The sequence below is a fragment of the Streptomyces pimonensis genome (genome assembly GCF_041380215.1).
Lineage (GTDB): Bacteria > Actinomycetota > Actinomycetes > Streptomycetales > Streptomycetaceae > Streptomyces > Streptomyces pimonensis.
Genome location: NZ_JAHWZY010000005.1, coordinates 102,795 through 127,892, shown reverse-complemented (window position 1 = coordinate 127,892; position 25,098 = coordinate 102,795). Strand labels below are relative to the sequence as shown.

At 73.6% G+C, this 25,098-nt stretch carries 25 protein-coding genes, 1 pseudogene and 1 riboswitch; of the genes and pseudogenes, 13 read left to right on the top strand and 13 right to left on the bottom strand.

The features are described from left to right. Nucleotide 1 precedes the first annotated feature (1 nt). Nucleotides 2-454 (bottom strand): cell division protein FtsL, encoded by a 453-nt coding sequence (ftsL, locus tag KYY02_RS07315; protein ID WP_371236696.1) that lies wholly within the window; start codon nt 452-454, stop codon nt 2-4. Between the two features lie 74 nt (nt 455-528). Further along, complete coding sequence (rsmH, locus tag KYY02_RS07310) at nt 529-1,485, bottom strand: 16S rRNA (cytosine(1402)-N(4))-methyltransferase RsmH (protein WP_371236695.1); 957 nt, start codon at nt 1,483-1,485, stop codon at nt 529-531. A gap of 417 nt (nt 1,486-1,902) precedes the next feature. On the opposite strand from rsmH, the gene KYY02_RS07305 reads away from it, so the two are divergent. The 4 genes from KYY02_RS07305 to KYY02_RS07290 all read left to right on the top strand — a co-directional run bounded on the left by KYY02_RS07305 (nt 1,903) and on the right by KYY02_RS07290 (nt 7,504). After that, complete coding sequence (locus KYY02_RS07305; protein WP_371236694.1) at nt 1,903-2,451, top strand: beta-class carbonic anhydrase; 549 nt, start codon at nt 1,903-1,905, stop codon at nt 2,449-2,451. 261 nt (nt 2,452-2,712) lie between these two features. Continuing rightward, nucleotides 2,713-3,759 carry an AAA family ATPase gene (locus KYY02_RS07300; protein WP_371236693.1) on the top strand — a complete coding sequence of 349 codons (1,047 nt, stop codon included), beginning with the start codon at nt 2,713-2,715 and terminating at the stop codon, nt 3,757-3,759. Then, entirely contained in the window at nt 3,759-5,120 is a 1,362-nt protein-coding gene (locus KYY02_RS07295; protein ID WP_371236692.1) for a DUF58 domain-containing protein, read from the top strand. The genes KYY02_RS07300 and KYY02_RS07295 overlap by 1 nt, the downstream gene beginning before the upstream one ends. 47 nt (nt 5,121-5,167) lie before the next feature. Continuing rightward, on the top strand, nt 5,168-7,504 hold the full coding sequence (locus KYY02_RS07290) for a transglutaminase TgpA family protein (RefSeq protein ID WP_371236835.1): 2,337 nt from the start codon (nt 5,168-5,170) through the stop codon (nt 7,502-7,504). Between the two features lie 384 nt (nt 7,505-7,888). Here the strand turns inward: KYY02_RS07290 and KYY02_RS07285 are convergent, their stop codons facing one another. The 3 genes from KYY02_RS07285 to KYY02_RS07275 all read right to left on the bottom strand — a co-directional run bounded on the left by KYY02_RS07285 (nt 7,889) and on the right by KYY02_RS07275 (nt 10,113). Further along, nucleotides 7,889-8,290 (bottom strand): SCO2097 family morphological protein, encoded by a 402-nt coding sequence (locus KYY02_RS07285; protein WP_371236690.1) that lies wholly within the window; start codon nt 8,288-8,290, stop codon nt 7,889-7,891. A gap of 290 nt (nt 8,291-8,580) precedes the next feature. Next, complete coding sequence (locus KYY02_RS07280) at nt 8,581-9,351, bottom strand: methyltransferase (protein ID WP_371236688.1); 771 nt, start codon at nt 9,349-9,351, stop codon at nt 8,581-8,583. A 222-nt stretch (nt 9,352-9,573) separates the two neighbouring features. Then, complete coding sequence (locus KYY02_RS07275) at nt 9,574-10,113, bottom strand: SAV_6107 family HEPN domain-containing protein (RefSeq protein ID WP_371236686.1); 540 nt, start codon at nt 10,111-10,113, stop codon at nt 9,574-9,576. Between the two features lie 169 nt (nt 10,114-10,282). Here KYY02_RS07275 and KYY02_RS07270 point away from each other — a divergent pair. From KYY02_RS07270 to KYY02_RS07260, 3 genes and pseudogenes are all read left to right on the top strand, one after another. Then, a pseudogene (locus KYY02_RS07270) lies at nt 10,283-10,569 on the top strand (hypothetical protein); the annotation flags it as partial. Nucleotides 10,570-10,616: 47 nt separating this feature from the next. Next, nucleotides 10,617-11,243: a TetR/AcrR family transcriptional regulator gene (locus tag KYY02_RS07265; RefSeq protein WP_371236684.1), complete on the top strand. Its 627-nt coding sequence runs from the start codon at nt 10,617-10,619 to the stop codon at nt 11,241-11,243. 391 nt (nt 11,244-11,634) lie between these two features. Then, the gene (locus KYY02_RS07260) at nt 11,635-13,131 is read left to right on the top strand and encodes a phytoene desaturase family protein (protein ID WP_371236683.1); all 1,497 of its coding nucleotides are present in this window, start codon (nt 11,635-11,637) and stop codon (nt 13,129-13,131) included. Between the two features lie 6 nt (nt 13,132-13,137). Here the strand turns inward: KYY02_RS07260 and KYY02_RS07255 are convergent, their stop codons facing one another. From KYY02_RS07255 to KYY02_RS07230, 6 genes are all read right to left on the bottom strand, one after another. Next, nucleotides 13,138-14,103: an SCO2102 family sporulation regulator gene (locus tag KYY02_RS07255; protein ID WP_371236682.1), complete on the bottom strand. Its 966-nt coding sequence runs from the start codon at nt 14,101-14,103 to the stop codon at nt 13,138-13,140. 56 nt (nt 14,104-14,159) lie between these two features. Further along, nucleotides 14,160-15,083 (bottom strand): methylenetetrahydrofolate reductase [NAD(P)H], encoded by a 924-nt coding sequence (metF, locus tag KYY02_RS07250; RefSeq protein ID WP_371236681.1) that lies wholly within the window; start codon nt 15,081-15,083, stop codon nt 14,160-14,162. Between the two features lie 107 nt (nt 15,084-15,190). Beyond that, nucleotides 15,191-15,856, bottom strand: a complete 666-nt coding sequence (gene thiE / locus KYY02_RS07245) for a thiamine phosphate synthase (RefSeq protein ID WP_371236680.1) — start codon at nt 15,854-15,856, stop codon at nt 15,191-15,193. A gap of 144 nt (nt 15,857-16,000) precedes the next feature. Beyond that, entirely contained in the window at nt 16,001-16,366 is a 366-nt protein-coding gene (locus KYY02_RS07240) for an Rv2175c family DNA-binding protein (RefSeq protein WP_371236679.1), read from the bottom strand. Nucleotides 16,367-16,439: 73 nt separating this feature from the next. After that, nucleotides 16,440-17,681, bottom strand: a complete 1,242-nt coding sequence (locus KYY02_RS07235; RefSeq protein ID WP_371236677.1) for an NAD(P)/FAD-dependent oxidoreductase — start codon at nt 17,679-17,681, stop codon at nt 16,440-16,442. Between the two features lie 32 nt (nt 17,682-17,713). Then, nucleotides 17,714-18,106, bottom strand: a complete 393-nt coding sequence (locus KYY02_RS07230) for an avidin-fold protein (protein ID WP_503167862.1) — start codon at nt 18,104-18,106, stop codon at nt 17,714-17,716. A gap of 51 nt (nt 18,107-18,157) precedes the next feature. Then, nucleotides 18,158-18,269, top strand: a riboswitch (TPP riboswitch). On the opposite strand from KYY02_RS07230, the gene thiO reads away from it, so the two are divergent. The 5 genes from thiO to KYY02_RS07205 all read left to right on the top strand — a co-directional run bounded on the left by thiO (nt 18,267) and on the right by KYY02_RS07205 (nt 23,449). Next, nucleotides 18,267-19,433 carry a glycine oxidase ThiO gene (gene thiO / locus KYY02_RS07225; RefSeq protein ID WP_371236676.1) on the top strand — a complete coding sequence of 389 codons (1,167 nt, stop codon included), beginning with the start codon at nt 18,267-18,269 and terminating at the stop codon, nt 19,431-19,433. Its footprint overlaps the riboswitch before it by 3 nt. Beyond that, the gene (gene thiS / locus KYY02_RS07220) at nt 19,430-19,630 is read left to right on the top strand and encodes a sulfur carrier protein ThiS (RefSeq protein ID WP_371236675.1); all 201 of its coding nucleotides are present in this window, start codon (nt 19,430-19,432) and stop codon (nt 19,628-19,630) included. Before thiO ends, thiS begins: the two co-directional genes overlap by 4 nt. Before the next feature lie 2 nt (nt 19,631-19,632). Further along, nucleotides 19,633-20,427, top strand: a complete 795-nt coding sequence (locus KYY02_RS07215; RefSeq protein WP_371236674.1) for a thiazole synthase — start codon at nt 19,633-19,635, stop codon at nt 20,425-20,427. A 183-nt stretch (nt 20,428-20,610) separates the two neighbouring features. Beyond that, nucleotides 20,611-22,536 carry a Stk1 family PASTA domain-containing Ser/Thr kinase gene (gene pknB, locus KYY02_RS07210; RefSeq protein WP_371236673.1) on the top strand — a complete coding sequence of 642 codons (1,926 nt, stop codon included), beginning with the start codon at nt 20,611-20,613 and terminating at the stop codon, nt 22,534-22,536. Between the two features lie 34 nt (nt 22,537-22,570). Next, entirely contained in the window at nt 22,571-23,449 is an 879-nt protein-coding gene (locus tag KYY02_RS07205; protein WP_371236672.1) for a deoxyribonuclease IV, read from the top strand. Between the two features lie 13 nt (nt 23,450-23,462). Here KYY02_RS07205 and KYY02_RS07200 read toward each other — a convergent pair whose 3' ends face one another. After that, nucleotides 23,463-24,110, bottom strand: a complete 648-nt coding sequence (locus KYY02_RS07200) for a sulfite oxidase-like oxidoreductase (RefSeq protein ID WP_371236671.1) — start codon at nt 24,108-24,110, stop codon at nt 23,463-23,465. Nucleotides 24,111-24,294: 184 nt separating this feature from the next. On the opposite strand from KYY02_RS07200, the gene bfr reads away from it, so the two are divergent. Further along, a complete protein-coding gene (gene bfr / locus KYY02_RS07195) occupies nt 24,295-24,813 on the top strand; it encodes a bacterioferritin (protein WP_371236670.1) in 519 nt (172 codons plus the stop codon). A gap of 20 nt (nt 24,814-24,833) precedes the next feature. On the opposite strand, the gene KYY02_RS07190 is transcribed toward bfr, so the two are convergent. After that, nucleotides 24,834-25,070 carry a (2Fe-2S)-binding protein gene (locus tag KYY02_RS07190; RefSeq protein ID WP_371236669.1) on the bottom strand — a complete coding sequence of 79 codons (237 nt, stop codon included), beginning with the start codon at nt 25,068-25,070 and terminating at the stop codon, nt 24,834-24,836. Between the last annotated feature and the right edge of the window lie 28 nt (nt 25,071-25,098).

The window sequence follows — 25,098 nt, the reverse complement described above, 5'->3', positions numbered from 1 at the left end:
GTCACCTGCCGGGGGTCGAGTTCGATACGGAGGAGGGCGCGGCGGGCGCGAGGACCAGGGGCGCGCGGGCTGCGGAGGCGGCGCCGGGCACACCCTTGACCGTGCCGTCGGGGGCGAGGAAGGCGGGGTCGCCGCCGGGCACCATGCCGAGCTCCCGGGCGCGCTCCTGGAGGGCGTCGGGGGCGGAGTAGGCGTCGATGTCCCGCTGCAGGGCCTGTTCCTCGTCGGTGAGGTTCTTGGTCTCCCGTTGGATGTCGTCGACCTGGAACGCGCCCTCGCTGAGAGCGGAGTTCAGCACCAGGAGGCCGATCAGACCGCCGCCGAGGAGGACGACGACGAGCAGGACGAAGGGGGTGCGCGCCGCCTGGGCGCGCCCGGTGGGCAGGAGCCGGGCGAGCCGGGCCGCCCTCCCCTTCAGCTCGGGCCGCCCCTTCGGTTCGGGTTTCCTACTCACTCACGCTCCCCTGAGCTCGTTCTTCCCACCCGTGCGACGGCTGCCCGTCACCCGCCTCGCACGCCGTCCGTGCCTCAATCGACGTCCTCCCGGATCCGCTCGGCGCCGCGCAGCCGCGCGGGGGCCGCGCGCCGGTTCTCGGCGATCTCCTCCTCGGTGGGAAGTTCGGCACCGCGCGTGAGCAGCTTGAGCCGGGGCTGGTACTGCTCGGGGACGACCGGGAGTCCGGGCGGAGCGGTGGTGGCGGCGCCGGCCGCGAACACCTGCTTGACGAGCCGGTCCTCCAGCGAGTGGTACGAGAGCACGGCGATCCGTCCGCCGACGTCGAGGGCCTTCACGGCCGCCGGGACCGCCCGCTCCAGCACCGACAGCTCGCCGTTGACCTCGATCCGCAGGGCCTGGAAGGTGCGCTTGGCCGGGTTGCCGCCGGTGCGCTTGGCGGCCTGCGGCAGCGCGTCGCGGATCAGCTCGACCAGGCGCGCGCTGTTCGTGAACGGCTCCTTCTCGCGCTCGCGCACGACGGCGGCCACGATCCGCTTGGCCTGCTTCTCCTCGCCGTAGGCGCGCAGGATGCGGACGAGTTCGCCGGGCGGGTAGGTGTTGAGGACCTCGGCGGCGCTGACGCCGGTCGTCTGGTCCATGCGCATGTCGAGGGGGGCGTCCTGCGCGTAGGCGAAGCCGCGGTCGGCCTCGTCGAGCTGCATGGAGGACACCCCGAGGTCGAACAGGACGCCCCGCACGCGCGGGACGCCGAGCCGGTCGAGGACGTCGGGGAGCTCGTCGTAGACGGCGTGCACCAGGGTGGCCCGCTCGCCGTAGGGCGCGAGCCGCTCGCCGGACAGGCGCAGGGCCTCCTTGTCGCGGTCGAGAGCGACGAGCCGGGCCTCGGGGAACCGTTGGAGCAGGGCCTCGCTGTGGCCGCCGAGCCCGAGCGTGCAGTCGACCACCACCGCTCCGGGCCGCTCCAGGGCGGGCGCCAACAGGTCCAGGCACCGCTGGAGCATCACCGGGACGTGTCGACTCTGGCTCAAGTGGCCCTCTCAAATCCGGCACGGCGCTCACGCACCGCCGGGTCCTCGCCCTCCCCCGGTGAGGGGCGGCCGACGCCCTCGGGCGTCGGCCGGGCGGCGGCGGGAGGAGGCCGAGCCGTACGTGCGCGCCGCGCACGCGGGGAGATCCTCCGGTCGTCGCCGGGGGATCCGGGGGAATCAGTGCAGCGGGCGCTTTCGCCTCCCGCTCCGCGCCACTTTAGTCCACGGTCCCGCCCGGTCAATCAACCGGCCTGCGCGTCGCGGTCCACGCGGCGGGTCAAGGGGCGGATCGGGCACATCACCCGTAGGGAGGGGCTCACACCACCCCTGTGGGTTACCTCACACCAAGACCCGCTGACGTTCTTTGTCGCCTTTCGCAACGGGCCTCACGCCCTCATGACCATTACCGTCATGGGTATGACGACTTCTGCATCGGTTCCCACCGGCCCCCAGGACGCCGCCACCGGCCACGGTACGGTCACCGACCGTCTGGTGGAGGCCAACCAACAGTACGCGGCCGCCTTCACCGACCCCGGGATGGACGCCCGCCCGGTGCTCCAGGTCGCCGTGGTGGCCTGTATGGACGCCCGCCTCGACCTGCACGACGCGCTGGGCCTGTCGCTCGGCGACTGCCACACCATCCGCAACGCGGGCGGCGTCGTCACCGAGGACGTGATCCGCTCGCTGACCATCAGCCAGCGGGCGCTGGGCACCCGCAGCGTGGTCCTCATCCACCACACCGGCTGCGGTCTGGAGTCCATCACCGAGGAGTTCCGGCACGACCTGGAGATGGAGGTGGGCCAGCGTCCCGGCTGGGCCGTGGAGGCCTTCCGGGACGTGGACCAGGACGTACGGCAGTCGATGCAGCGCGTGCGCACCTCGCCGTTCCTGCTGCACACCGACGACGTGCGCGGCTTCGTCTTCGACGTGAAGACGGGTCTGCTGCGCGAGATCGACCCCGCCTGACCTGACCGCCCGCCCCGGAGGGAACTTGGACTCCGGACTCCGTTCGACGTCGCAGGAGCTGACATCTCACTGTCAGTTGTCCACAGGCGAGTGACACGAATCGGTAACGGCGGCAAGAATGCGGGAGTGGTGTCACGCGGATCCTTTCCCGCGTGGTGTCCGTGATTCGGGGTGGGCCGGGCCGCACAGCAAGGCGTCGGCCCGGGACATTTGGGGTCCCCCGCTCCTTGTGGAGCGCGGGGAAGGGCCGAGGAGGGCCGGGTGACGACCTATGACGATCGAGCGAGCCTCACTGATCTGACCGCCGTGGTGGAGCGCGTGCGCAGTTCGGTGGAAGGCGTGATCGAGGGGAAGCCCGAGGTCGTACGGCTCTCGCTGACCGTGCTGCTCGCCGAGGGGCATCTGCTCATCGAGGATGTGCCGGGAGTCGGCAAGACGATGCTGGCCAAGGCGCTGGCGCGGTCCATCGACTGCTCGGTGCGGCGGATCCAGTTCACGCCGGACCTGCTGCCCTCGGACATCACCGGTGTGCCCATCTGGGACCAGCAGCGCCGCGACTTCGAGTTCAAGCCGGGCGCCATCTTCGCGCAGGTGGTGATCGGCGACGAGATCAACCGCGCGTCACCGAAGACGCAGTCCGCGCTGCTGGAGTCGATGGAGGAGCGCCAGGTCACCGTCGACGGCAAGACCTACGAACTGCCCAGCCCGTTCATGGTCGTGGCGACGCAGAACCCGGTCGAGATGGAGGGCACCTACCCGCTGCCGGAGGCCCAGCGCGACCGTTTCATGGCCCGCGTCTCGGTCGGCTACCCGAGCGCGGAGGCCGAACTGCAGATGCTGGACGTGCACGGCGGCGTCTCGCCACTGGAGGACCTCCAGCCGGTGGCGCACGCGCACGAGATCCTCAAGCTCGTCGAGGCGGTGCGCGACGTGTACGTGGCCGAGCCGGTCCGCCGGTACGTGGTGGACCTGGTCGCCGCCACCCGCACGCACCCGGATCTCAGACTCGGCGCCTCGCCGCGCGCGACGCTGCACCTGATGCGCGCGGCGAAGGCGGCGGCGGCCCTCGGCGGCCGGGACTACGCGCTGCCGGACGACGTGCAGGCACTCGCCGTGGCCGTCCTCGCCCACCGGCTGCTGCCCACCGCCCAGGCGCAGCTCAACCGACGGACCGCCGAGCAGGTGGTGCAGGACATCCTCCAGCGCACCCCGGTGCCCGCGGACCGCTCCCAGACGCCCGTGGACGCCCCGCGGCGGAGCGGCCTCGGCCGTCCGGAGTTCGGTCAGCAGCCGCCCCGGAGGCCGTGATGACCACCGCCGGCGCCGTCCACGCGGACGGCGACACGGGCGGCCGGAGCGGGGTCAGGACGGCCCTGGCGGGTCTCACCACCCGGGGGCGTTCCTTCCTGGCCGCCGGAGTGGCCGCCGCGGTCTGCGCGTACGTGCTCGGACAGAGCGATCTGCTGCGGGTCGGGCTGCTGCTGGCGGTGCTTCCGCTGGTGTGCGCGGCCGTGCTCCACCGCACCCGCTACCGGGTCGCCGGCAGCCGCCGGCTCTCCCCCGGGCGGGTGCCCGCCGGCTCCGAGGCACGGGTGCACCTGCGGATGGAGAACGTCTCGCGGCTGCCCACGGGCCTGCTGATGCTCCAGGACCAGGTGCCCTACGTGCTCGGCCCGCGCCCGCGGTTCGTCCTGGACCGGGTGGAGGCGGGCGGGCGCCGTGAGGTGTCCTACCGGGTCCGCTCCGACCTGCGCGGCCGTTATCCGCTGGGCCCTCTGCAACTGCGGCTGTCCGACCCGTTCGGGATGTGCGAGCTGACCCGGTCCTTCTCCACGTACGACACGCTGACGGTGATCCCACGCGTGGAGCCGCTGGCGCCGGTGCGGCTGAGCGGCGAGGCGAAGGGCTACGGCGACGGGCGCCGGCACGCGCTGGCGCTGGCCGGCGAGGACGACGTGATCCCGCGCGGCTACCGCTACGGCGACGATCTGCGTCGGGTGCACTGGCGCTCCACCGCCCGCTACGGCGAGCTGATGGTGCGCCGCGAGGAACAGCCGCAGCGCGCCCGGTGCACGGTCCTGCTGGACACCCGGACCGTCGCCTACGCGGGCACCGGACCGGACTCGGCGTTCGAGTGGGCGGTGTCGGGCGCGGCGTCCGTGCTGGTGCACATGCTGGAGCGCGGTTTCTCGGTGCGGCTGCTGACCGACACCGGCACCTCGGTGCCGGGCGAGGGTCCCGACGGGTTCGCGGGGGTGGGCCAGGAGTCGGCGGACGCGGCCGGGCTGATGATGGACGCCCTGGCCGTGGTGGACCACTCCGACGAGGAGGGCCTGTCCCGCGCCCACGACGTGCTGCGCAGCGGGAACGAGGGGCTGCTGGTCGCCTTCCTCGGCGACCTGGACGAGGAGCAGGCCGCGGTGCTCGCCCGGATGCGACAGCGCAGCGGAGGCGCGTTCGCCTTCCTGCTGGACAGTGGGACCTGGCTGCGGGAACCGGCCGATGCACCCGGTGCGCCGGACCGGCGCGGGGAGCGGCTGAGGATGCTGCGCGAGGCGGGCTGGACGGCACTGGGCGTGCCGCGGGGCGCCTCGCTGGACGAGCTGTGGCGGCAGGCGGACCGGGAGCGTTCGGGCCTGGCCGCGGCGAGTGGCGGGGAGGGACCGTGATCAGCGGAGGGGCGAGGCTGGCACTGTGCGCGTGGGCGGCCACGCTGATGGCGGCGTGCGCCCTGTTGCCGTTGGTCGATCCGGCGACCTGGATCCTCCAGGCGGCGTTTCTGCTGGCGGTGCAGTCGGGCGTGGGCGCGGCGGCCCGGCGGGTGCCGCTGGCGCGTCCGCTGACGGTGGCGGCGCAGGTCCTGGTGACGCTGGCGCTGCTGACCCTGGTGTTCGCGCGTGAGCACGCCTTCGCCGGGCTGATACCCGGGCCGGACGCCCTGCGTTTCTTCGCCGGGCTGCTGGAGCAGGGCGGGAACGACGTCGGCCGGTACGCGATCCCGGCGCCGCTGTCCGACGGCATCCGGCTGATGCTGGTCGGCGGCGTCCTGGTGATCGGGCTGCTGGTGGACACCCTCGCGGTGACCTTCCGCAGCGCGGCCCCGGCCGGGCTGCCGCTGCTCGCCCTGTACTCGGTGGCCGCGGGGCTGTCCGACGACGGCGACGACTGGCTGTGGTTCCTGCTGGCGGCGGCCGGCTACCTGATGCTGCTGCTCGCCGAGGGCCGGGACCGGCTCTCCCAGTGGGGGCGCGTGTTCGGCGGGGCGCCGGGCCCGGGCGGGGAGTCGCCCGGCGCCGTCGCACCGGCGCGCACCGGGCGGCGGATCGGCGTGGTCGCGCTGAGCATCGCCCTGGTGGTGCCGCTCGGCCTGCCCGCGATGAACGGCGGCCTGCTGGATCCCACCGGTGCGGGGGCCGGCTCCGGCACCGGCGGGGGCGGCACCATCTCGGCGGTGAACCCGCTGGTGTCGCTGCGCGACTCGCTGAACAGGGACGAGGACCGCCAGGTCATGTCGGTGCGCTCCGAACTGACGGGCGTGTCGGACCTGTACCTGCGGATCGTGTCCCTGGACGACTTCGACGGCACCACGTGGAAGCCGTCGAAGCGGTCCATCACCACCGTCCCCGACGGCACGTTCCCGACGCCGCCGGGCCTCGGCACCGACATCGAGCGCACGGAGATCGGCACGACGGTCTCGACCGCCGACTGGTATGCCCAGAACTGGCTGCCGATGCCGTACCCGCCGAGCGGGGTGAGCATCCGGGGCAACTGGCGCTACGAACCCGTCGGCATGACGCTGGTCGGCGACCACGGGCAGAACACGCGCGGTCTGACCTACGAGGTGCGCAGCCTCCATGTACGGCCCACGGCGGAGCAGCTGGCCGACGCGCCGGAACCGGCGCCCTCGCTGCGGCGCGAGTACACCGAGCTGCCGGACTCGCTGCCGGCCGTGGTGTCCCGCACCGCCCGCGAGGTCACCGAGGGCGCGGCCAACGCCTACGACCGGGCCGTCAAGCTCCAGGAGTACTTCACACTGACCGGCGGCTTCGAGTACGACACCGAGGTCGACGTCGGCAGCGACTCGCAGGCGATCGCCCGTTTCCTGCGGGACAGGCAGGGCTTCTGCGTGCACTTCTCGTTCGCGATGGCGTCGATGGCCCGTTCGCTGGGCATACCGGCGCGGGTCGCGGTGGGCTTCGCGCCCGGCACCCCCCAGGCCGACGGCACGGTCGCGGTCGGGCTGCGGGACGCGCACGCCTGGCCGGAGCTGTACTTCGAAGGTGTGGGCTGGACCCGGTTCGAGCCCACCCCGACCCGTGGTTCGACGCCGTCGTACACCGTGCAGGACACCGCGGAGAACACGCTGCCCGATCCCGCGCGGCCCTCACGGGCCACGCCCTCGGAGCCGTCGGCGCAGCCCTCGGCGAGCGAGAGCTGCACGGCGGAGCGGAGGAAGCTGGGGGCGTGCGAGAGCGAGTCGCCACAGGCGGCCCTGCCCACCGGAGACGACGGCCCGAAGTGGTACGCGCTGCTGGGATGGGCGCTGGCCGGTCTCGCGGTGCTGGTGCTGCCGCTGTCGCCGATGCTGTGGCGGACGAGGGCCCGGGCGGTGCGGCTGGGCGGGCACGGCCGCTCGGAGGCGGGGACGGCGCCGTACGTCCTGGCCGTCTGGGACGAACTGACCGACACGGCGTGGGACTACGGCATCGCGCCGGACGATTCGCTGACCCCGCGCGGGGCGGCGGACCGGATCGTGCGGCTGGGCCGGCTCGGCCCGGATGCGGCGGCGTCGGTGCACCGGGTGGCCGGTGCGGTGGAGCAGGTCCTGTACGCGCCCCGGCCGCGGCCGACGACGGGTCTGACGGACGAGGTGCGGGGCATTGCGGCGGGGCTGCGGTCCTCGGTCGACCGGCGGGCGCGGGCGCGGGCGGTGTTCGTGCCGCGGTCGAGCGTGCGGGTGGTGTGGGCGGTGTCGGCGTGGTGGGCCGGGGTGCGCGGACGTCTGTCCGCGCTGCGGCCGGACTGGCATCGGCCGTCACGGCAGCAGGGCTGAGCCTCACCGGTCGCGCGGGGCGTGGGCCCGCCCTGCGAGGTGAGGGTCCACCCTGCGAGGTGAGGGCCGGCCCGCCGGAACAGGGGCCGGACGGGGGCACGCGGCCCGGCGCTTGCGGGATCCTCCCCCGCTCCCGGCTTCGCCCGAGCGGGTGACCGTATGAGCGGGAGGTGCCCCCATGGCCACCCTCCCCCCGCTCTCGGATTCGCTCGAACGGGGGGAGGCACGACTGCCCGCGGGGAACGAGGAGGGGGATGCGGTTGTCCGCCGGAACAGGGGCGCGGGGGTGCCCGCCGGAACAGGAATGCGAGGCTGTCCGCCGGAATGCCGCAGGGGGCGGCCACCGTGTCGGTGGCCGCCCCCGGGCTCGTCCTCGGTGGGAGGCTAGTGACCGCCCTGTTCGTCACGGCGGCGTTGCCAGCGTTCCTCGATGCGGTCCATCACGGAGCGGCGCTGTCTGCCCTGGCGTCCCGCCTGCGGCGTACCCGCCGCGCCGGCGGGCTGCTCCCCGGGCTTGGGCGCCTTGCGCCAGCCGGTCACCGCGAGGACCGCACAGCCCAGCATCACGAGGAACCCGACGACACTGAGCCAGACCTGCTGGGCGACCATACCGGCCATGAGGAGCGCAATACCCACGAGGAAGCCCGCGACCGCCTGGTAGACCCGTCGCCGGGTGTACGTACGCAGCCCGCTTCCCTCGAGCGTTGTCGCGAACTTGGGATCTTCGGCGTACAGCGCTCGCTCCATTTGCTCGAGCATGCGCTGCTCGTGCTCCGAGAGCGGCACGGAGTCCTCCTCATCGTGCAGTCGCCGGGGCGACCCGGGGGGGTCCCTTCAGGATAGGCGGGGAATCGCCCCCGTGAAACCCGCCCCTCTGCGCCAATTGGCCAACCGGTACCAGCCATCACGTCCCGGCCCGCTGAGGCTTCTCATTCCCCGGCGTCCGGCCCGTCATGCCGGGCGGTCTCCCTCGATCATACGGTGCCAAGCCGCCATTCGGGGGGCCTGTGGCTCACTCGATGCGCAGCGGGGCTGCCGGGACGCGCCGCTGATCAGCGGCGCGTCCCGGCAGCCGCTCAGGTCCCCGGTGTCCCCCGTGTCTCGCCGAGCACGTGAAGTTGCGTGGCCACGGAGTGGAAGGCGGCGAGTTCGGCCGCCGCGGTCTCCAGCCTCAGCAGCGCGTCCAGGGCCCCGGGCTCGGTGTCGACGAGCACGCCGGGGACGAGGTCGGCGAAGACCCGCACGCCGTGCACGGCGCCGACCGTCAGTCCCGCACCCTCCACGAGCGCGGTGAGCCGGTCGGCGGTGAAACGGCGCGGCACGGGATCGCCGGCGCCCCATCGGCCGTCCGGGTCGTCGAGCGCCTGCCTGGCCTCCGTGAAGTGGCCGGCGAGGGCGCGGGTGAGCACGGCGCCGCCGAGGCCCGCGGCGAGCAGGCTGACGACGCCGTCGGGGCGCAGGGCCGCCACCGCGTTGCGGACGCCCTCGGCGGGGTCGTCGACGTACTCCAGGACGCCGTGGCACAGCACGACGTCGTAGCCGCCGCGCTCGGCCACGTCGAAGAGGCCCCGGACATCGCCCTGGACGCCCCGGACCCGCTCGGCGACATCGGCCTCGGCGGCGCGTCGCTCCAGGGCGAACAGCGCGTCGGGGCTGGGGTCGACGACGGTCACCTGGTGACCGAGCCGGGCCAGGGGCACCGCGAAGTTGCCGCTGCCGCCGCCGGTGTCGAGGATGTCCAGCGCCTGCCGTCCGGTCGCCTTGACCCGGCGTTCCAGGGCGTCCTGGAGGACCTCCCAGACCACGGCGGTACGGAGGGCGGCACGGGGCCGCATCGGGTCCGACACGGTAGTTGACTCCTCGGCGCGGCACCGCCCGGTCTTCGGCGGAGCAATGGGTTTCAGGCGCTGTCCACCCTATGGCCTGCACCGTGGTGCGCGGCCACCTGGCCGAGGGCCTACGGTGCCGCGCGTGGTGTTCCGCCCCGGCCGCCCCTTCCCGGCCCCTGCCGCCGGAGGGCTCCGCCCCCCGGTCTCCTTCGCGCCCGCGCGGCGGAGCCGCACGTTCCCTCAGCCCCGCGTCCCTGTGGCGTCGCCCCTGTCGCCGTGCGGCTGGGGCAGGACCGGCTGGAGGACCAGCATGCGTTCGACCAGGCGGAGGAACATCGCCACGTCGCGTATCAGGTCGTCGGCGTCCCGGTCGCTCGCCGCGCCCTGGATGCCGGCCTCGGCCCGCGCCCGGCGCCGGGCCCCGGAGGCGAACAGTGCGCTCCATTCGGTGAGCTCGGGCGCGATCTCGGGGAGCACGTCCCAGGCGCTCCGTATCCGGGCCCGGGCCCGGGGCGAGGTCTCGGGCCGGCCGCGGGCGGCGAGCACGGCCGCGGCGGTGCGCAGGGCGGCGAGGTGAGCCGTCGCGTAACGCTCGTTGGGGGTTTCGAGGACGGTGGCCTCGTCGAGTCCGGCACGGGCCTGGGCGAGCAGGCCGAGGGCGGCGGGCGGGGCCGTGGCGCGGCGCAGCACGGGGTGGATGTCGCTCGCCGGGCCGTTCAGTGAGGGGGCAGGGCCGGTTGCGCGGCGCCGACGGGCGGCGGCTGCGGACGAGTGGGCCATGACGAACCTCCTGTCGTCTTTGTGACGCCACCTCTACTAAGAGATGCCGTATGTACACATCGTGAGGTATGGCACTGACAATCCGTTCTGAGCTGGTCCTTTGCTTCGCTCGTCTGTTCGCGTCCGAGGAACTGCGCGACAGCGGCGCCTTCGGCCGGCGGGAGGGGAGCGGATCCTCGTCCTCGCGCTGCCGATGCTCCAGGTGACCTCGGCGGGCGGTACGTACCCCGGGCAGACCGGCCCGGCTTCTTCGACGCGCTGCACCCGTTCCTGCCGATGAGCCATGTCGCCGAGGCGCTGCGGCGGCTCATCACGGGCGGCGGCCTCGGACCGGTGCGGCAGACGTGCGCCGTGCCGACGGCCCTCGCCGCGGGCGCCCTCGCGCTCACCGCGCTGTCGGCCCGCCGCCACCGGGTGAGGGCGGGGAACCGGCTGCACCCCGAGCTGAGCCTGTGAGCCGACCCGTGAACGGACGGACCGGCGCCCCTGTGACAATCGGGGCCATGGAACGCAGCACCACGCCGGGCGGCAGTGCCCGCCGCGAGGCCACCCGGCAGAAGCTCTACGAGGCGGCCGTCATCCTCATCGCCGAACAGGGCTTCTCCGCCACCACCGTGGACGAGATCGCCGAGCGGGCGGGAGTCGCGAAGGGCACGGTCTACTACAACTTCGCGAGCAAGTCGGTCCTCTTCGAGGAGTTGCTGCGGCACGGGGTCGGTCTGCTGACCGCCTCGCTGCGGGAGGCGGCCGAGCGGACGGCCGGGGAGGGCGGCGGCAAGGTCGACACCTTGGACGCGATGATCCGCGCGGGGCTCGTCTTCATCGACCGTTACCCGGCCTTCACCCAGCTGTACGTGGCCGAGCTGTGGCGCACCAACCGGGCCTGGCAGTCCACGCTGACGGCGGAGCGGCAGCAGGCGGTGGCGGTGGTCGAGGGCGTGTTGCGCGAGGGCGTGGCGAACGGCGAGTTCAGCGAGGAGATCGACGTGCCGCTGACGGCGGCGGCGCTGGTCGGCATGGTGCTGGTGGCCGCGCTGGACTGGAAGTCCTTCCAGCCGGAGCGCTCCCTGGACGACGTGCACTCCGCCCTGTCGCGGCTGCTGCAGGGACGGGTCAGCGGCCGCCGCTGAGTCCCGGACGGACGAAGGCGCCGGCCCTGGGTGGCCGCGTCCCCCGCGGGCCGCCGTCGGACCGGCGCCTTCCTCGCTCCCCCGTACGTCCCCCGTGCGGTCGTCCCCCGGGTTCCCCGTGCCTCGCTCCCACCGACGCCGCCGGCGGAAGGAGCGGATCGCGGGCCCGTACCGTTCCGGCACCCCGTGTCGCCGGTTCCGGGACCGAGCCCCTCTCCGTGGTTCCCACTCTCTCGTCCCCGCGGGCCGTCCCCCATCCGCGCGCGTACTCAACTCGGCGGGTAGGTACGGGTACTCAGGGCCGTGCACGCGCCCCCACGCCCCGGTGCCGCGGGCCGGGCCCCGGGTACTCGGGAACAGGCTGCCGACGGCGGCGGATAAAGTCCTCGGCATGGCACGGATTGCGGTGATCGGCGCCGGGATGGGCGCGATGGCGGCCGCCGCCCGGCTGGCCGTCGCGGGCCACCGGGTGGCGGTGTACGAGCGGACGGAGACGTACGGCGGTGCGCTGCGCCGTCTCGAGCGGGACGGGTTCGCCTTCGACACCGGTCCCGGGTTGCTCCCGCTGCCGGCGGTCTACCGGGATCTGTTCGTGAAGACCGGCAAGGAGCCGCTGGAGGCGTGTGTCGAGCTGGTCCAGGTCGACCCGTCGTCGCACCACGTGTTCGCGGACGGCACGCGCGTGTCGCTGCCGAACGCCTCCCGCGCGGGCGTCGTCTCCGCGCTGGAGGAGAGCCTCGGGGCGGACGCGGCCAGGCGCTGGAGGGACTTCCTGGTGCGGGCGCGGGAGGCCTGGGACCGCTCGCGCCGGCCGCTGCTGGAGGAGCCGCTGTGGCCCGACTGGCAGGTCCTGGCCGAGCGCGAACCGTATCCGGCGGTCCCCCACAGGAGGTTCCTGCGCACCCGTACGGCGGGCACGCTCGCGGAGGTCGGCGCGTGGGAGCTGCGCGACCCCCGGCTGGCCGCGCTGCTGGAGGGCCATGCGCTGGCGCACGGCCTCGATCCCTGCACCACCCCGGCGAGCGCGGCGGTGCTGCCGTACATGGAGCACGCCTTCGGCATGTGGTACGTGCGGGGCGGTCTGCGGGAGCTGGCGCGGGCGGTGTACGAGCGGTGCGTGGCCCGCCGGGTGGAGTTCCACTTCGGCGCGGAGGTGGCCGGGGTGAAGGAGGAGGACGGCCGGGCGGCGGGGCTGGAACTCGCCGGCGGCTCGGTGGTGGAGGCGGACTTCGTGGTCGCCGGGGTGGCTCCCGGGGTGCTGGACCGGCTGAGCCGGGGGAGGCGGGTGCGCGGTGACGGCGAGGTCCAGGGCCGGCGGGGGACGGCGAGCCGGGTGACGGTGGCGCTGGCGCTGCGGGGCGGGCGTCCGGAGGGGACCCCGCACCGTACGGTCGTGCACACGGAGGACCGGGAGGCCGAGCTGGAGTCGTTGTCCGGTGTGTCCGGGGACCTGCCCGCGCGGCCCACGGTCACGGTGCTGCGGCCGGACGACCCGGCGCTGGTCCCGGACGCCGGCCACGAGGCGGTCACGGTGACGTCGGTGGTGCCCGCCGGGGCCGAGGGGGCCCGGGAGACGTACGCCGGGAACCTGATCACCGTCGCCGAGCGCGCGGTGCCCGGCCTGCGCGACCGGTTGCTGTGGCACGAGGTGCGCACCCCGGCCGACATCGCCGGGGAGACCGGCGCGGAGGGCGGCGCGGTGCCGGCGCCGGCGCTGGCCGCGGCGGGCGGGCGGCTGCTGCACCCGGCCAACACCACCGGTCTGACGGGGCTGTTCACGGCCGGGGGCTGGTCGCACCCCGGCGGCGGGCTCCCGCACGCCGGGATGTCGGGGGCGCTGGTGGCCGGACTGATCGTGGAGGGACCGGAGTTCCGCGGGTCGCGGTGAGTGCGCTCAGTAGCGGTACCGCTCGTCGTAGCCGTTGCCGCCGCCGTGCGTCTGCCCGTCGCCCTGGTACGGGTACTGCGGTTGCTCGGGCGGGAGTTCACCGCCGTACGCGTCGTCGGTGCTGCGCTGCTGCGGGACCCACAGGCCGTCGGCCGGGGTCTCGCCGCCGTAGCCCTGCTGGGCGTACGGGTCCTGGCCGTAGCCCTGCTGGGGGTACTGCTGCGGTTCGGCGTAGCCGGTGTCGTACGAGGTGTTCCCGTAGGTCGAGTTGCCGATGTACGGGTCGGAGTAGGCCGCGTACTGCTGCTGGCCCGTGGTGTCGTAGCCCTGCTGCTGGCCGTAACCGGAGTAGTCGTGGGCGTAGTTCGGGTCGGCGCCCTGGGTGGCCGCCGCGTACTGGTCCTGGGGCGGGGCCGCGTGCCCGGTGTCGCCGTAGACGCCGTAGGAGCCGGTGTCCTCGGGCACGGGCTGCGGCTCGTAGACGGCGGTGGTCTCGGCCGCCGTCGGCTGACCGGAGCGGGCGGCGGGGGTGAACACGTCGTCGCGGTCGTAGTCGTCGTCCGCGTACCGGTCGGTCGGGTCGGTCCGGTCGGTCCGGTCGCGGTGGTCGTCGCCCTCTTCGTCGTGACCGGCGCCGGACGCCTCCAGGTCGGAGACCTCCAGGGTCGGCTCCTGGCGTCCGCGGCCGCCGCGCCGGCCCTTGGCGGCGGCCAGCATCGGCGCGTTGACCGCCCAGCCGGCCGCGAAGCCGCGGCGGAAGGACAGCGTCACGTAGGTCTGGCCGACCGCGAAAGCGGCGGTGCCCAGCCCGATGACGATCACGGACGGGATCAGCACACCGAACACGACCCCGAGGAAGCCGGTGAAGGCGAGCAGTCGCCAGCGCAGGCGCGCCTTGTACTGCAGCAGCACCTCACCGAGCAGCCACAGCGCGACGACGCCGAACGCGATGTAGAGGACCGTCCAGCCCATGTACGCCCCTCTCCCAGTGGTCGCTACGCAGTGTGTCGTATATCAGTGCGACCGGTCTAGGCCCGCGGTGGGTGGTGCAGGCCCAGGTTCTCGTAGATTTCCAGGGTCGCCGTGGAGTTGTTGAGCGTGATGAAGTGCAGTCCGGGCACTCCCTCGGCCAGCAGCCGGGCACAGAACTCCGTGGCGAACTCGATACCGATGGAGCGTACCGCCGACGGATCGTCCTTCGCTGCGAGGATCCGCTCCTTGAGGGCCTCCGGGAACACGGCGTTACTGAGCTTCGGCAGCCTCTCCAGCATCTTCACGCTGGTCACCGGCATGACCTCGGGGATCACCGGGGTCGCGCAGCCCGCCGCGTGGACTCGGTCACGCAGCCGCAGATAGGACTCGGGCCGGAAGAACATCTGGGTGATCGCGTAGTCGGCGCCGGCCCGGCACTTGTCGACGAAGCGGGCGACGTCGGTGTCCCAGTCGGCCGAACGCGGGTGCATCTCCGGGAAGGCGGCGACGCCGACGCAGAAGTCGCCCGACTCCTTGATGAGCCGGACGAGTTCGGCGGCGTAGGTCAGCCCCCGCGGGTGCGGCACCCAGTCGCCCATCGGGTCGCCGGGCGGGTCGCCGCGCACGGCGAGCATGTTGCGGATCCCGGCGTCGGCGTACTGGCCGATGATGTTGCGCAGCTCGGCGACGGAGTGGTCGACCGCGGTGAGGTGGGCGACCGGGGTGAGGGTGGTGTCGGCGACGATCTGCTGGGTCTCCTTGACCGTGCCGGCGCGTGTGGAGCCGCCCGCGCCGTAGGTGACGGAGACGAAGTCCGGCGCGACCGCCTCGACCCTGCGCAGCGCGCTCCACAGGTTCCGCTCGCCCTTGGGGGTCTTCGGTGCCGAGAACTCGAACGAGAACGTCGTCTTGCCGGTGGCGAGCATGTCACGCACGGTACGCGCGCGGTCAGTCCTGGTGGATGCGGTTCCGAGGGCCATACCGGCAGGTTAGCCAGGGGAGGGCGGTCTCCCAACCGGATGGGTGATATTCGCCTGAAATGCCGACTTGCTGTCCACGCCTTGGACAAACCTGGGACGGGCGGGGGTCATCCGGCGTCCGGGAGCGCCGCCTGCCGCAGCCGCTCCGCGAACCCGGCCGCCGCCGCGCCCGGGTCGTCCGCCTCGGTGACGGCCCGTACGACGACGACCCGGCGGGCGCCGGCGTCCAGCACCTCGTCGAGGTTGCCGAGGTCGATGCCGCCGATGGCGAACCAGGGACGGTCGGTGCCGAGGGCGGCCGTGCGGCGGACCAGGCCGAGGCCGGGGGCGTGGCGGCCGGGCTTGGTGGGGGTGGGCCAGCAGGGGCCGGTGCAGAAGTAGTCCACGCCGGGCTGGACGGCCGCCGCGGCGGCCTCGGACTCGGTGTGGGTGGAGCGGCCGATCAGGATGTCGTCGCCGAGGATGGCGCGGGCGGCGGGGACGGGGAGGTCGCCCTGGCCGAGGTGGAGGACATCGGCGCCGGCGGCGTGGGCGACGTCCGCGCGGTCGTTGACCGCGAGCAGCTTGCCGTGCCGGGCGCAGGCGTCGGCGAGGACCGCCAGGTGCTCCAGCTCCTCGCCGGCCTCCATGCCCTTGTCCCGCAGCTGCACGATGTCGACCCCGCCGGCCAGGACCGCGTCCAGGAACTCCGGGAGATCGCCCTGCCGCGTGCGGGCGTCGGTGCACAGATAGAGCCGGGCGCCGGCGAGCCGGGCGCGAGCGGTGGCGGTCATGCGAGGGGCCCCCCGGGGGTGTCGGCGGCATGCGGACCCGGCGGGTCCGCCACGGGGGACCCTATGCCGCCGGCACGGGCGCCCCCGGGCCGGGGCCTGCGCCCCGGCCTGTGGTGTTCGGATGGGTGGATGGTCGGGTCCGGGTCAGACCGCGAGTGCCTGGGCCCGGCGCTTCACCTCCGTGCCGCGGTTCTCGCTGAGTGCCTGCGCGGGCGTGCCCGGCAGGGTGGGGTCGGAGGTGAAGAGCCATTCCAGCATCTCTTCGACCGTGAAGCCGTCGTCCCGCAGGAGCGTCAGGGTCCCGGTCAGCCCCTTGACGATCTTGTCCCCGTCGATGAAGGCGGCGGGCACGTGCAGCGCGCGGTTCTCACCCCGGCGCACGGCGATGAGCTGGCCCTCCTTGACCAGCTGCCGGACGCGCGTCACCTCGACACCGAGCATCTCGGCGATGTCGGGGAGGGTGAGCCAGGCGGGGACGAGAGCATCGATCTTTGCGTCAATCTCGGTCACGGGACAAGCGTGCCATCTGCCACCGACAGTCGGAAGTCAGCCCCGCCCGGGCGGACGCGCCGGACCGGGAGCGTCACGCCGTCGCCGACTTCAGGGGCCGCGCCGGGTCCGCCAGCAGCTCCGCGTCCATCGCCGTGCCCGCCTCGATCAGCCTGCGGCCCTGCGCCAGGTCCCGGGGCCGCCCCACCGCGAGCAGCGCGACCGGGCGGGACCCCCGCAGCCAGCAGACGCTCCACGCCGCCTCGGCGGGGTCCCCGCGCCACACCGTCCGGTCGGCGTCCGCGTGGTGCCCCGCGTACTGCACGAAGCGCCCGAACTGCTCGGACCAGAAGTACGGCACCGGGTCGTAGACCGCCGGCGTCCGGCCGGTGGAGGCGCCGAGGATGTTCTCGGCGACCGTGCGCGGCCCCTGGAGGGCGTTGTCCCAGTGGTGGACCAGCAGACGCTCGCCGTAGCGCCCGGACGGGAAGGACGCGCAGTCGCCGACCGCGTACACGTCCGGCAGGGAGGTCGCCAGATGACGGTCGGCGACGACCTCCCCGTGCGCCCCGAGCTCGATCCCGGAGCCCGCCAGCCAGGCGGTGGCGGGCCGGGCCCCGATGCCGACGACCACGGCGCCCGCGGGCAGCCGCGTACCGTCGTCCAGGACCACGGTGCCGGGCTCGACGCGCGCCACGCGCGCGTGCGTGCGCAGCGTGACGCCGGCCTGCGCGTACCAGGCGGCCATCGGAGCGGCCACCTCGGCGGGCAGCACCCCGGTGAGCGGCCGCTCCTCGGCCTCCACCACGGTGACCGCGCAGCCCGCCTCGCGGGCCGCCGTGGCGAACTCCGCGCCGATCCAGCCGGCGCCGACCACCACGATGTCGTGCTGCCGCGCGAGCACCGGCCGCAGCCGCGCGGCGTCGTCCAGCGTGCGCAGCAGGTGGACGCCGGGGACGCCCTCCGCGCCCGGCAGCCGGACCGGTCCCGCACCGGTGGCGACCACCAGGACGTCGTACGGGACGGGCCCGGTCTCCGTGTCCAGCTCGTGGTCGCCGGGGCGCAGGCCGAGCACCTCGCAGCCGAGCCGCAGTTCGACGCCGGCGTCCTCGAAGTCGACGTCGAAGGCGGAGCCCTCGGCCTTGCCCAGCAGCACCGCCTTGGACAACGGCGGCCTGTCGTACGGCTGGTGGGGTTCCGCACCGATCAGGGTCACGGCGCCGGTGAAACCCTGCTCCCGCAGGGCGAGGGCGGTCTGCACGCCGGCCATGCCCGCGCCCGCCACCACCACCCGCCGCGGCTGCGGCCGTCCCGGTTCCTGTGTCTGCTCGCTCACCCGATCACCTTAGACACCCGGCGCGGCATCGATCAGCCGAGCTGCTCCACCACACTCGTCCCGCTGCCCGGCTGCGACTCCCACGCCCAGTTCTCCTCCAGCCGTATCCGTCCGTCGGACAGCTCCACGACCGTCGAGACGCAGTGCCCCGAGGAGGTGGTGCCGTCCTGTCTCAGCTGCACGTACCGGAAGTCCAGCCGGTCCCCCGCGCGGGTGCCCACCAGGTACCCGCGCACGACGTCGCCGCCCTCGTACTCGGCCCAGATCTCGTCGCCCCGCTCGTGGTAGACGAAGCGGGTGCGGGTGCCGACCTGGCCGGGGGCCTGGTCGGCCACGGGGGCGAGGACGAGTCCGTCGAGCGATCCACGGGGCGGGGCGGAGTCCCTCGGCCGAGGACGGCGGCGGGTGACGGGCGGGCGGGCCACGGTGGGGCTCCCTTACGAGTGCGATGCGCCGGAGGTTAGGGTGGCCAACGTACAAGCACTCGCGGGAGCCCGGACGCACCGGGCTGAGAGGGAGGCTGGCGGCCTCCGACCGTACGAACCTGATCCGGGTCATGCCGGCGAAGGGAGGGGCTGGACGCCCATGTCGCCCACGCGCACCTCGGACGTCCTCGTCGTCGGGGGCGGGATCATCGGACTGGTGACGGCCTGGCGGGCCGCGCAGCGCGGTCTCGGCACGGTCGTGGTGGACCCGGAGCCGGGCGGCGGCGCCGCGCGGGTGGCCGCCGGGATGCTGGCCGCCGTCACGGAACTGCACTACGGCGAGGAGACCCTGCTCGGTCTGAACCTCGCCTCCGCGCGACGCTATCCCGACTTCGCGGCCGAGCTGACCGAGCTGACCGGCCACGACCTCGGCTACCGCGCGTGCGGCACGCTCGCCGTGGCGCTGGACGCCGACGACCGTGTCCACCTGCGGGAACTGCACGCCCTGCAGCAGCGGTCGGGACTGGACTCGCAGTGGCTGTCCGGGCGGGACTGCCGGCGCCTGGAGCCGATGCTCGCGCCGGGCGTGCGCGGCGGCCTGCGGGTGGACGGCGACCACCAGATCGACCCGCGGCGGCTGGCGGCCGCGCTGGTCACCGCCTGTGAGCGCGTGGGCGTGACCGTCCACCGAGCACGGGCCGAGCGGCTCGTCGTCGCGGGAGGCCGCGCGACGGGCGTCGTCACGGCCGACGGCGCCGGACTCGGCGCCGGACAGGTGGTGCTCGCCGCGGGCAGCCTCAGCGGGCGGCTCGCGGGCGTCCCGGCGGACGTGCTGCCTCCCGTGCGTCCCGTGAAGGGGCAGGTGGTACGGCTGACGATGCCCGCGCGGCACGGCCCCTTCCTGAGCCGGACCGTGCGGGCCGTGGTGCGCGGCAGCCACGTCTACCTGGTGCCGCGCGGGAACGGCGAACTGGTGATCGGGGCGACCAGCGAGGAGATGGGCTGGGACACCGCCGTGACCGCGGGCGGCGTGTACGAGCTGCTGCGCGACGCCCACGAGCTGGTCCCCGGCATCACCGAGCTGCCGCTGACCGAGACCCTGGCCGGACTGCGCCCCGGCTCCCCCGACAACGCGCCGCTGCTCGGCCCGACGGAGCTCGAGGGGCTGCTGCTCGCCACCGGCCACTACCGCAACGGTGTCCTGCTGACGCCGGTCACCGGCGACGCCATGGCGGAGGTCCTGACCACCGGCGCCCTGCCGGAGGTGGCCCGCCCCTTCACCCCGCGGCGCTTCGGCGCCGCCGTCCGCACGGAGCAGCCCGCATGAACATCTCGGTCAACGGGGAGCGCCGGGAGTTCGCGCCCGGCACGGCTCTCGACCTCGTCGTGAAGTCGCTCACCGAGGCGCCCTCGGGGGTGGCCGCCGCCCTCAACGAAACCGTCGTCCCGCGCGCGCAGTGGCCCGCCACGCCCCTCGGCGAGGGTGACCGCGTGGAAGTCCTGACCGCCGTCCAGGGAGGCTGACCATGGCCGACGATCCGTTCCTCCTCGGCGGCACGTCCTTCACGTCCCGCCTGATCATGGGCACCGGCGGGGCGCCGAGCCTCGATGTGCTGGAGCGGGCGCTGGCGGCGTCCGGGACGGAACTGACGACCGTCGCGATGCGGCGGGTGGACCCCTCGGTGCACGGGTCCGTGCTGTCGGTGCTGGAGAAGCTGGGCATCCGGGTGCTGCCGAACACGGCGGGGTGCTTCACCGCCGGTGAGGCCGTGCTCACCGCACGCCTCGCGCGGGAGGCGCTCGGCACGGACCTGGTCAAGCTGGAGGTCATCGCCGACGAGCGGACGCTGCTTCCGGACCCGATCGAGCTGCTGGACGCGGCGGAGACGCTGGTCGACGACGGGTTCACGGTGCTTCCGTACACGAACGACGATCCGGTGCTGGCGCGGAAGCTGGAGGAGGCCGGATGCGCGGCGATCATGCCGCTGGGTTCGCCGATCGGGTCGGGGCTGGGGATCCGCAATCCGCACAACTTCGAGTTGATCGTGGAGCGGGCCGGTGTGCCGGTGATCCTGGACGCCGGGGCGGGGACCGCGTCGGACGTGGCGCTGGCGATGGAGCTGGGGTGTGCGGGGGTGATGCTGGCGTCGGCGGTCACCCGGGCGCAGGAGCCGGTGCTGATGGCTTCCGCGATGCGGTGTGCGGTGGAGGCGGGGCGGCTGGCCCGGCTGGCGGGGCGGATCCCCCGGCGGTGGTTCGCCGAGGCGTCGTCCCCCACCGAGGGCATGGCCGTGCTGGATCCTGAGCGGCCTGCCTTCTAGGCGCTGCTCGCCGGAGCCGGGCGGGGGGGCGGGTTCGCCCGCCGGCGCTCGCAGGGTGCCGCCGCGTCCGCCCGCGCCCGTCCTGCGGCACGGGTGGGCGCTCACGTGATGCGCACGTCACAGCTCCGCTGCAACGGACGGTGAGCGGGACGGGGTGCCGGCGGGGGCTCGTAGACTCGGGGCGTGGACACGACCCTTCAGGACCCTCTGGTCGGGCAGGTGCTCGACGGCCGGTATCACGTCGAGGCGCGGATCGCGGTCGGCGGGATGGCCACGGTCTACCGGGCCGTGGACACCCGTCTGGACCGCGTCCTCGCGCTCAAGGTGATGCACCCCTCCCTCGCGGCCGACGGCTCGTTCGTCGAGCGGTTCATCCGCGAGGCGAAGTCGGTCGCCCGGCTGGCCCACCCGAACGTGGTGCAGGTCTTCGACCAGGGCACCGACGGGACGTACGTCTATCTGGCGATGGAGTACGTCGCCGGCTGCACCCTGCGCGACGTGCTGCGCGAGCGCGGGGCGCTCCAGCCGCGCGCCGCGCTGGACATCCTGGAGCCGGTGCTGGCCGCGCTCGGCGCCGCGCACCGGGCCGGGTTCGTGCACCGCGACATGAAGCCCGAGAACGTGCTGATGGGGGACGACGGCCGGGTCAAGGTCGCCGACTTCGGGCTGGTCCGCGCCGTGGACTCGGTGACGAACACCACGGGCACCGTGCTGGGCACGGTCTCGTACCTGGCCCCGGAGCAGATCGAGGACGGCACCGCCGGCCCCCGTGTGGACGTCTACGCCTGCGGCATCCTGCTGTACGAGATGCTGACCGGCGAGAAGCCGTACGACGGCGACTCCCCCGCGATCGTGCTCTACAAGCACCTGCACGACGAGGTGCCCGCCCCCTCGGCCGCCGTGCCCGGCATGGCGTACGAGCTGGACGAGCTGGTCGCGTCGGCGACCGCGCGCAACCCCGAGGTCCGTCCGCACGACGCGGTGGAGCTGCTCGCGCAGGTCCGCGCGGGGCGCGGCCGGCTCACCGACGGGCAGCTCGACGCGGTGCCGCCGCAGGCGCTGGCGTCGGAGCACGACAACGCCGAGGACCGTACGAGCGTCATCCCTCGCTCGCTGACCGTCCCCCGCCCGCTGCCCGTCGACGAGGACGCGGCCGCGGGCCTCACGCACCGCACCAGCCGGTTCCGGTCCCCGCCGCCGCTGCCGCCCCGGCGCCGGACGGCGCTGCGGCGCGGGCCGATGGCGATCGTCGTGGCCGTGCTGCTGCTCCTCGGGGCCGGCACGGGCATCTGGTACATCAACTCCGGCCAGTTCACCAAGGTCCCGCCGCTGCTGGGGAAGACCGAGCAGGAGGCCCGGGAGCGGCTGGCGGACGCCGGGCTGGACACCGGTCAGGTGGCGGAGGCGTACAGCGACACCGTGGAGCGGGGCACGGTGATCAGCACCGACCCGGAGACGGGCGCCCGCATCCGCGGCGACGACTCGGTGTCGCTGACCCTCTCCAAGGGGCCGCAGACCGTGCGGGTGCCCGACCTCGACGGCTACCCGCTGGACAAGGCGCGGGACGTGCTCGGGGACGACGGCCTGGAGCCGGGCATGGTGACCCGGGAGTTCAGCGGGACCGTGGCCCGGGGTTCGGTGATCTCCACGGAACCGGGCAAGGGCACCGAGGTCCGTGCGGGCTCCGCCGTGGCGCTGACCGTGAGCAAGGGCAGCCCGGTGGACGTGCCGGACGTGACCGGTGACGACGCGCAGGACGCCCGCGCGGAGCTGGAGGAGGCCGGTCTCAAGGTGGAGATCGCCGCCGAGCGGGTCCACTCCGGGCACGACGCCGGCCGGGTGGCCCGGCAGACCCCGGGCGCGGGACGGCAGGCCGCCGAGGGCGACACCGTGACGCTGACCCTGTCCAAGGGGCCGGAGATGGTCGAGGTGCCGGACGTGATCGGCGACAGCGTGGACGAGGCCAAGGAGAAGCTGAAGGACGCCGGGTTCGACGTGGACGAGGACCGCGGACTGCTCGGACTGTTCGGCGACACCGTCAAGGACCAGTCCGTGGACGGCGGGGAGACCGCGCCCAAGGGCTCGACGATAACCATCGGGATCCGCTGACCGACGGGGCCGGCGCGCGTGGCACCCTTGACGGGTGAAGAGTCACCTGTCCGGCCCCGCCCGCAACCCGGTCGGCGGCCATGTGCCCGTGGCCGGCGGCCTGCACTCCGTCGGCCTGTCCTACGCCCGTGAGCTGGGCGCCGAGACCGTGCAGGTCTTCGTCGCCAATCCGCGCGGCTGGGCCACCCCGGCCGGCAACCCGAAGCAGGACGAGGCGTTCCGCGCGGCCTGCGCGGACCGGTCGATCCCGGCGTACGTGCACGCCCCGTACCTGATCAACTTCGGCTCCCACACCGAGGCGACCGTCGAACGGTCCGTGGAGTCGCTGCGGCACTCGCTGCGGCGCGGCCGGGAGATCGGCGCGCTGGGCGTGGTGGTGCACACGGGCAGCGCGACCGGCGGGCGGGAGCGGCCGGTGGCGCTGGAGCAGGTACGGGAGCGCATGCTGCCGCTGCTCGACGAGCTCACCCATGACGACGACCCGTTCCTGCTGCTGGAGTCGACGGCGGGACAGGGCTCCTCGCTGTGCTCACGGACCTGGGACTTCGGGCCGTACTTCGAGGCGCTGGACGCCCATCCGAAGCTGGGCGTCTGCCTGGACACCTGCCACATCTTCGCGGCCGGCCACGACCTGACCGGGCCGGACGGGATGCACCAGACGCTGGACCTGCTGGTGGACACGGTGGGCGAGGGCCGACTGAGGCTGATCCACGCCAATGACTCCATGGACGTGGTCGGCGCCCACAAGGACCGGCACGCGAACATCGGCGCGGGACACATCGGCGAGGAGCCGTTCCGGGCGCTGATGACGCACCCGGCGACCGAGGGCGTGCCGCTGGTGCTCGAGACGCCCGGCGGCAAGGAGGGGCACGCCGCGGACGTGGAGCGGCTGAAGAAGCTGCGGGACTCCTGACGCCGTACGGCGGTCAGAGCTCGGGGCCCTCCCCGGGCTCCTCCTGGTAGGAGTAGCGCTGCTCCTTCCAGGGGTCGCCGACGTTGTGGTAGCCGCGCTCCTCCCAGAAGCCCCGGCGGTCGGCGGTCATGTACTCCACGCCGCGTACCCATTTGGGGCCCTTCCAGGCGTACAGGTGGGGGACGATCAGCCGCAGCGGGAAGCCGTGCTCGGCGGTGAGCAGCTCGCCGTCCTTGTGGGTGGCGAAGAGGGCGCGCTCGGAGGTGAAGTCGGCCAGCCGCAGGTTGGAACTGAACCCGTACTCCGCCCAGACCATCACGTGGGTGACGTCCGGCGCGGGCGGGGCGATGTCCACGACGGTGCGCGCCGGGATTCCGCCCCACTCGGCGCCGACCATGCTGAACTTGGTGACGCAGTGCAGGTCGGCCTCGACGGTGGTGTGGGGCAGGGCCGTGAACTCCTCGTGGTTCCAGCAGTGCTTCTCACCGTCGGCGGTGGCGCCGAAGACCCGGAACTCCCAGCGTTCGGGCCGGAACCTGGGAACCGGTCCGTAGTGCGTGACCGGCCAGCCCTTCTGCAGTCGCTGCCCCGGCGGGAGCTCGAACCGCGCCGCTCCTCCTGATGCACGCTCCCCCGATTCGCGTTCCGCCGGCTGACCCATGTCTCCATCCTGACAGACCGGTGGCGATGCCCCCGAACCGGGCCTGTCAGATTCGGTCAAACAGGTACGTAACCCCATAAGCGCGGACTTACTTACTAAGTGAAGACTTACTGGACGATCTTCTCCGCCGGTGCAATCATGCGCTCCAACCCGCCAGTCCCCCCGCGCGGAAGGAGCCCATGCGATGCAGGGCGACCCCGAGGTCATCGAATTCCTGAACGAACAGCTGACCGCCGAGCTCACGGCGATCAACCAGTACTTCCTGCACTCGAAGCTGCAGGACCACAAGGGCTGGACGAAACTCGCCGAGTACACGCGCGCCGAGTCCTTCGACGAGATGCGGCACGCCGAGGCGCTCACCGACCGCATCCTGCTGCTCGACGGCCTGCCGAACTACCAGCGGCTGTTCCACGTCCGGGTCGGGCAGACCGTGACCGAGATGTTCCAGGCCGACCGGGAGATCGAGCTCGAGGCGATCGACCGGCTGCGCCGTGGGGTGGAGGTCATGCGCACCAAGGGCGACATCACGTCGGCCAACGTCTTCGAGGCGATCCTGGCCGACGAGGAGCACCACATCGACTACCTGGACACCCAGCTGGACCTGATCGAGAAGCTGGGCGAGTCGCTGTACCTGTCGACGGTCGTCGAACAGTCCCGGCCCGATTCACCGGGCCCGGGGACGAGCGGTGTCCCGGCCCACTAGGACGGCGCCGGAGGACGGGGTCAGGCGGCTTTTGGGACCTTCGCCGTGAGGGGCTGCCCGCCCTGGTCGACGAGCTGCCGGCGGGAGCAGGAGCCGCGGCCGAGCAACGCCTGGATGCGCCGTACGCAGCCGCCGCAGTCGGTGCCGGCCTTGCAGGCCGAGGCGATCTGCCGGGGCGTGCACGCTCCGGCGTCCGCGTGACTCCTCACCTGTTCCTCGGTCACACCGAAGCAACTGCAGACGAACACGCGGTTCACCTCCCGGGAAGGTACTGGGGCGAGCCGT